This is a genomic window from Mesorhizobium sp. M7A.F.Ca.CA.002.04.1.1 (genome assembly GCF_004022805.1).
GTDB classification, from domain to species: Bacteria; Pseudomonadota; Alphaproteobacteria; order Rhizobiales; family Rhizobiaceae; genus Mesorhizobium; species Mesorhizobium ciceri.
Genome location: NZ_RZPL01000318.1, coordinates 1 through 6,203, shown reverse-complemented (window position 1 = coordinate 6,203; position 6,203 = coordinate 1). Strand labels below are relative to the sequence as shown.

Sequence of the window (6,203 nt, the reverse complement as noted above, 5' to 3'; positions counted from 1 at the left end):
TTGTCGATGCGTGACACCGGAGGCCAGTACTTGGCTGCCGTGTCGGCGTCGCCGGCCGGATAGGCCGCTTCCAGGCGCGAGTAGGGATGGTTCCACTGGCCGGCCAGCGCCTCGGCGGCGGTGTGCGGCGCGTTGACCAGCGGATTGTCGGCCAAAGGCCATTCGCCCCTGGCGACTTTTGCTGCCTCTGCCGATATCGCGATCATGGCCTCGCAGAAGCGGTCGATTTCCCGCTTGGGCTCGGACTCGGTCGGCTCCACCATCAGCGTGCCGGCGACCGGGAAGGACATGGTCGGCGCGTGAAAACCATAATCGATCAGCCGCTTGGCGACATCGTCGACACTGATGCCTGCACTCTCCTTGAGCACACGGGTGTCGAGGATGCATTCATGCGCGACGCGTCCCTGCCTGCCCTTGTAGAGCACCGGGAAATGCGCACCGAGCCGCGTTGCGATGTAGTTGGCGGAAAGGATCGCTGTTTCGGTCGCCTGCTTCAGGCCCGAGGCGCCCATCATGCGGATATACATCCAGGTGATCGGCAGGATCGAGGCGCTGCCGAAGGGGGCGGCGGAGACGGCGTGCGCCGAGCCTTCGGTGACATGGCCGGGCAAATACGGCTTCAAATGCGCCTTGACGCCGATCGGCCCGATGCCGGGTCCGCCGCCGCCATGCGGAATGCAGAAGGTCTTGTGCAGGTTCATATGGCAGACATCGGCGCCGATGTCGCCGGGACGGGCAAGCCCGACCAGCGCGTTGAGGTTGGCACCGTCGAAATAGACCTGGCCGCCATGCTCATGGATCAGCGCGCAGAGATCGCGTGCGCCTTCCTCGAACACGCCATGCGTCGAGGGATAGGTGAACATCAGCGCTGCGAGATTTTGCGCATGCTCAGTCGCCTTGGCCTTCATGTCGTCCATGTCGATGTTACCGTCTTCGGTGCAGCGCACGACGACGACGTTCATGCCAGCCATCGCCGCGCTCGCGGGATTGGTGCCATGCGCCGAGGAGGGGATCAGGCAGACGGTGCGGTGGTTGTCGCCGCGAGAGCGGTGATAGCCGCGGATGGCGAGCAGTCCGGCATATTCGCCCTGGCTGCCGGCATTGGGCTGCAATGTGACGGCGTCGAAGCCGGTGATCTCCGACAGCCAGCCCTCCAGCTCGCCGATCATGGCGCGGTAGCCTGCCGAGTGCGCGGCCGGGGCGAAAGGGTGCAGATTGGCAATGCTCGGCCAGCTCACCGGCATCATCTCGGCGGCGGCGTTGAGCTTCATGGTGCAGGATCCCAGCGGGATCATGGCGCGGTCGAGCGCCAGGTCCTTGTCGGCCAGCCGGCGCAGGAAGCGCATCATCTCGGTTTCCGACTTGTTTTCGTGGAAAACAGGCTGGGTCAGGAACTCCTTGCCGCGCGGCTTGCCGGGCACCGTGCTGTCGGCGGAGGCGCCAGCCTTGGCGCCGAACAGGGCCGCGATTGCGTCGAGATCGGCCTCGGTGGAGGTTTCGTCGAAGGCGATGCCGATGTGGTCGGCATCGACGGCACGCAGCAATCTGCCGCCCTTTTCAGCGGCGGCGGCGATCGAAGCTGCCTTGCCCTTCACCTCGGCCGTCACCGTGTCGAAGCGGCTTGAACCGAGCACGGAGATGTTTGCTGCTTTGAGCCCGGCGGCAAGACGATTGGCCAGCGTGTGGATGCGCCCGGCAATCGCCTGCAGCCCGGCGGGGCCGTGCCAGATGGCATAGGCGGTCGCCATATTGGCGAGCAGCGCCTGCGCGGTGCAGATGTTGGAGGTCGCCTTGTCGCGGCGGATATGCTGCTCACGCGTCTGCAAGGCAAGCCGGTATCCGGGCCGGCCCTTGCTGTCGGTGGACTGGCCGACCAGGCGGCCAGGCATCAGCCGCGTCAGCCTGTCGGAGACGGCGCAATAGGCCGCGTGCGGGCCGCCAAAGCCCATCGGCACGCCAAAGCGCTGCATCGGGCCGACTGCGATGTCGGCGCCAAGCTTGGCCGGCGCGTCGGTCAGCGTCAGGCCGAGCGGGTCGGCGATGAAGACGACGAGAGCGCCGGTCGCGTGTGCCTTGTCGATCGCTGCCTTGTGGTCGCCATAGACGCCAAATGTATCCGGCCAGGAGACAAGCAGGGCGGCGGTGTTGTCGTCGATCGTCTCGCCATCGATCTCGATGCCGAGCGGCTCGGCGCGGGTGCGCACCACGTCCAGCGTCTGCGGGTGCGGCGTGCCGGCAAGTGCTACCTTGGTGCGCTTGTCGCGGTGATGGCGCAGTGCAATGCCGACCGCCTCGGCCACGGCGGTTGCTTCATCCAGCAGCGACGCCGATGCCACCGGCAGGCCGGTCAGTTCGGTGACCAGGGTCTGGAAGTTGAACAGCATTTCCAGCCGGCCCTGGCTGATCTCGGCCTGATAGGGCGTGTAGGCCGTATACCAGGCCGGGTTCTCGAACAGATTGCGCTGGATAACCGGCGGCACATGGACGCCGTGATAACCGGCGCCGATGAAGCTCTTCAGCACCGTATTCCCGGCCATGACAGCCGAAAGCTCAGCCAGCGCTTCCGCCTCGCTCGCTGGTGCCGGCAGGGCAAGCGGCCGATCGAGCCGGATCGACTTCGGGACGGACTGGCTGATCAGCGTCTCGATCGAGGGCACGCCGATGGCGGCCAGCATGGCTCTGGTATCGTTGAGGCCGGGACCGATATGGCGGGCCGAGAAGGGGTAGGGTGCTGCGGTCATCTCAATAAGTCCTGATATCAACCGATATGGGCTTTGTAGGCGGCCTCATCCATGAGACCGGCGAGCTGGCTTTCGTCGGCAAGCTTCATCTTCCACAGCCAGCCGGCCCCTGTTGCGGCCGAATTGACCAGTGACGGATCCGACGACAGCGTGCCGTTGGCCTCGGTGATCTCGCCGTCGACTGGTGCATAGACATCGGACGCCGCCTTGACGGATTCGACCACGACGGCGGTGTCGCCCTTGGTCAATTTCTTTCCCGTCTCCGGCAGTTCGACGAAGACGAGGTCGCCGAGCTGCTCCTGCGCGTAATCAGTGATGCCGACCGTGGCGATGCCGCCCTCGACGCGGAGCCACTCGTGATCTGATGTGAAATAGGTCGTTGCCATTGAGATCATCCTTTTCGGTAGCGATGCGGTGTGAAGGGCAGGGAGCTGATATCGACTGGGATTTTCGTGCCGCGCACATCGGCGAAAACCCGAATTCCGGGCTTTGCCAGAGGTGTCGAGACATAGCCCATGGCGACCGGATGGCCGGCCGAGGGGCCGAAGCCGCCCGACGTGACATGGCCGGCCGGGTTGCCGTCGGCGTCGAAGAGCGCGGCACCGCCACGCACCGGCTGGCGGCCTTCCGGCTTCAAACCGACGCGCTTTTGCGCGGGTCCTCGTTCCACCGCGGCGCGGAGCGCATCGGCGCCGATGAAAGTGCCGGAAGCGCGGATGTCCTTTGGAATTGCCCACATCAAGGCGGCGCTGGCCGGGTCGGTTTCCGGTGTGATGTCCTGGCCATGCAGGCAGAGACCGGCCTCCAGGCGCAGGCTGTCGCGCGCAGCCAGGCCGATCCACAGCACGCGCTCGTCTCCGAGCAGCTTCGCGACGAGGTCGCGTGCATCGGCCTCCGGCAAGCCGATCTCGAACCCGTCCTCGCCGGTATAGCCCGACCGGCTCATGAACCAGTTCTTGCGCGGTTCGACCCCATGCATGAACAGCAGCGAGCCGGTCTCGATGCCGGCGCGGGAAAGGGCGGCCCAGGCTTCAGGACCCTGGATGGCCAGGAAGACGCGGTCGAGCGGCTCGATCCTGGCGTCGAAATCCGCGGCAAGTGCACGCAAATGCTTTTCGTCGGCTACGGCGTTGCCGGCATTGGCGACCACCATGAACCTGGCATCGCTAAGCCTGGTGACGATCAGGTCGTCGAGGATGCCGCCTGCTTCGTTGAGGAAAAAGGACAGTTTGGATTGCGAGATTTCGAGCGCGCCGGCATCCAGTGGGCAAGCACGGTTGAGCAGTGCCGCCGCTTCCGGTCCGCTGACCTCGAACAGCTTCATGTGCGAGATGTCGAACAGGCCGGCCTGCTCGCGGGTGTGAAGGTGTTCCTTCATGACGCCGGCCGGATAGGTCAGCGGCATCGACCAGCCGGCAAAGGCGCCGAAGCGCGCACCGGCGGCCATATGGATATCTTCAAGGGGAAGGTGTTTTGTGTCGTCGCCCGCCATGTCGTCTCCAGAGTCGCACGCAATCGGTCGCGAATGGCGACCAGTCCGTGCCCCTCTGTCTGAAGCCTGAGAGACTCGCGCAGCCGGAACTCTGTCAGCGGCGCTTACACCTTCGGCGCGGGGGCAAGCCCCGACTTTCCAGAGTGTCTTTCCCGTCTACGGTTCTTTTGCCTGAGAGATTTCGGGCGATTTCCCCTTCGGCGACAGCTCTCGCTGTTCTCTCCCGCAAACAGGTAGGACTCAAGACCCTGAGTCCTCGACGCGCCATCCATAGCTTGCGCGCGACGGCTTGTCACCTGTCAGCAACATCTAAAGCGCGTGCATGTCGTTCTTCAAACCGCGGCACGCTGTCAGGCGACATGCGTTGGCGACAAGTCTTCACTAACCACGCCGTTTGCCGGTTTTTCAAGACACTGCTGATATGTTGGCTTGTGTGACGCTATGGGGCCGGCGCTTGGCGACGGCGGACGGGGACGACAAATGGGCGAATTGATCATGAGCGCGCCGGTGGCCGGGCTGACCTCGAAAAGCCGCATCGCCGCGGAGGACGTGGCGATGTTGCGCCATGAAGTGTTCGGCGACGGCGTCGTGACGCGTGGCGAGGCCGAGGCGCTGTTCGCGCTCGATGCCACGGCGAAGGACAAATGCCAGGAATGGCCGCCCTTCTTCATTGAGGCGGTCACCGACTATATCGTCCACCAGGAAAAGCCATCGGGCTATATCTCGCAGGACAATGCCGACTGGCTGATCCGCACGATCTCGCGCGACGGCATGGTCGACAGCCGGACCGAACTCGAATTGCTGGTGCATGTGCTGGAACAGGCGAAATCGTCGCCGGCCCAGCTTTGTGTGTATGCGCTGGAGCAGGTGGCGCATGCCGTCATTGACGGCAAGGGGCCGCTGATGCTCGGCGGCGCGCTGGCTCCGGGCCTCGTCGCGCAGGCGGAGGTCGAGCTTTTGCGCCGGATACTCCATGCCCATGGCGGCGACGGCAACATCGCCATCACGCGCGCCGAGGCCGAGGTGCTGCTCAAGATCAACGAGCGGACTGCTCAAGGACAAAACGATCCGTCCTGGAACGAGCTGTTCGTCAAGGCGATCGCCAATTTCGTCATGTGCTCGGCCGGCTACGAAGCACCGACGCGCGACGTGGCGCTGCGCCATGACGCCTTCCTCGAACATGCCGATCCGGAAATCGGCGGCTTCTTCAGCCGCATGATCTCCGGCGGGCTTGCCGGCATCATGGAGGCCTACCGATCTCCTGGCGACATCGAAGCCGAATGGGAAGCCAAGAACAGGGCGGCCGAGGCCCTGGCCCGCCGTGCCGAGACGATCGATGCCGGCGAAGCCGGCTGGCTGATCGAACATATCGGCGTCGACAGGCCACTTTACGAGAACGAACGCGCGCTGCTGACCCTGATCAAGCACGCCTCGCCGGAAATTCACCCGGCGCTCAGGCCGCTGCTCGACAAGGTTGCCTGACCGGCCAGGGATTGCTTAATCGGATCCGGGATGCTGGTCAGATCTGATCGACGTCGACGTATATCCGGGCCAGGCCTTCCCGGACGGTCGACATGGCATCGGCGACACTGATGTCGATGTGGTCATGCATGAGCCTTGCGGCCGTGTCGGCATCGCGGGTTACCATGGCTCGGGCGATTTCGCTGTGTTCGGTGTAGGTTGTCGACAGTCGCCGGTGCTTCTCCACTTCGATCTTGCGAACGAAATGGATGCGCGTGTTGATGCCTTCGAGCATGCGCGCCAGTTCGGGATTGCCTGACAGCCTGGCGATGCGGATGTGAAACTCCTCGTCCCTGGCGGTCAGCTCGGCGCTGGAAAACGAGTCGGCGCGCGCCATGGTGAGCGTCCACCAGTCGACGAGCGCGGCGAGCTCTTCATTGGTCGCGCGCTGGATCGCCAGCCTGACGGAGCGCTCCTCAAGCACCGCCCGCACGTCGGAAAGATTGACG

The 6,203-nt window shown here is 64.5% G+C and carries 5 protein-coding genes and 1 riboswitch; of the genes, 1 reads left to right on the top strand and 4 read right to left on the bottom strand.

The window, feature by feature from the left end; all coding sequences use genetic code 11:
- The 3 genes from gcvP to gcvT form a co-directional block, all read right to left on the bottom strand.
- Positions 1-2,741 (bottom strand): aminomethyl-transferring glycine dehydrogenase (gene gcvP / locus ENZ75_RS17485; RefSeq protein ID WP_128278205.1); only part of this gene is annotated, 2,741 nt, incomplete at its 3' end.
- 17 nt (positions 2,742-2,758) lie between these two features.
- Positions 2,759-3,127 carry a glycine cleavage system protein GcvH gene (gene gcvH / locus ENZ75_RS17480; protein WP_013531953.1) on the bottom strand — a complete coding sequence of 123 codons (369 nt, stop codon included), beginning with the start codon at positions 3,125-3,127 and terminating at the stop codon, positions 2,759-2,761.
- A gap of 5 nt (positions 3,128-3,132) precedes the next feature.
- Positions 3,133-4,233, bottom strand: a complete 1,101-nt coding sequence (gene gcvT / locus ENZ75_RS17475; protein WP_063167888.1) for a glycine cleavage system aminomethyltransferase GcvT — start codon at positions 4,231-4,233, stop codon at positions 3,133-3,135.
- A 149-nt stretch (positions 4,234-4,382) separates the two neighbouring features.
- Positions 4,383-4,469, bottom strand: a riboswitch (glycine riboswitch).
- Positions 4,470-4,713: 244 nt separating this feature from the next.
- Between gcvT and ENZ75_RS17470 the strand changes: the two genes are divergently transcribed.
- Complete coding sequence (locus ENZ75_RS17470) at positions 4,714-5,715, top strand: hypothetical protein (protein WP_063167889.1); 1,002 nt, start codon at positions 4,714-4,716, stop codon at positions 5,713-5,715.
- 37 nt (positions 5,716-5,752) lie between these two features.
- On the opposite strand, the gene ENZ75_RS17465 is transcribed toward ENZ75_RS17470, so the two are convergent.
- Positions 5,753-6,203 (bottom strand): FCD domain-containing protein (locus ENZ75_RS17465; RefSeq protein WP_128278204.1); only part of this gene is annotated, 451 nt, incomplete at its 5' end.

What these genes read in the sequence shown, in the direction of transcription:
- gcvH (WP_013531953.1), bottom strand. Translation starts at nt 3,127, where the DNA reads ATGGCAACGACCTATTTCACATCAGATCACGAGTGGCTCCGCGTCGAG.
- gcvT (WP_063167888.1), bottom strand. Translation starts at nt 4,233, where the DNA reads ATGGCGGGCGACGACACAAAACACCTTCCCCTTGAAGATATCCATATG.
- ENZ75_RS17470 (WP_063167889.1), top strand. Translation starts at nt 4,714, where the DNA reads ATGGGCGAATTGATCATGAGCGCGCCGGTGGCCGGGCTGACCTCGAAA.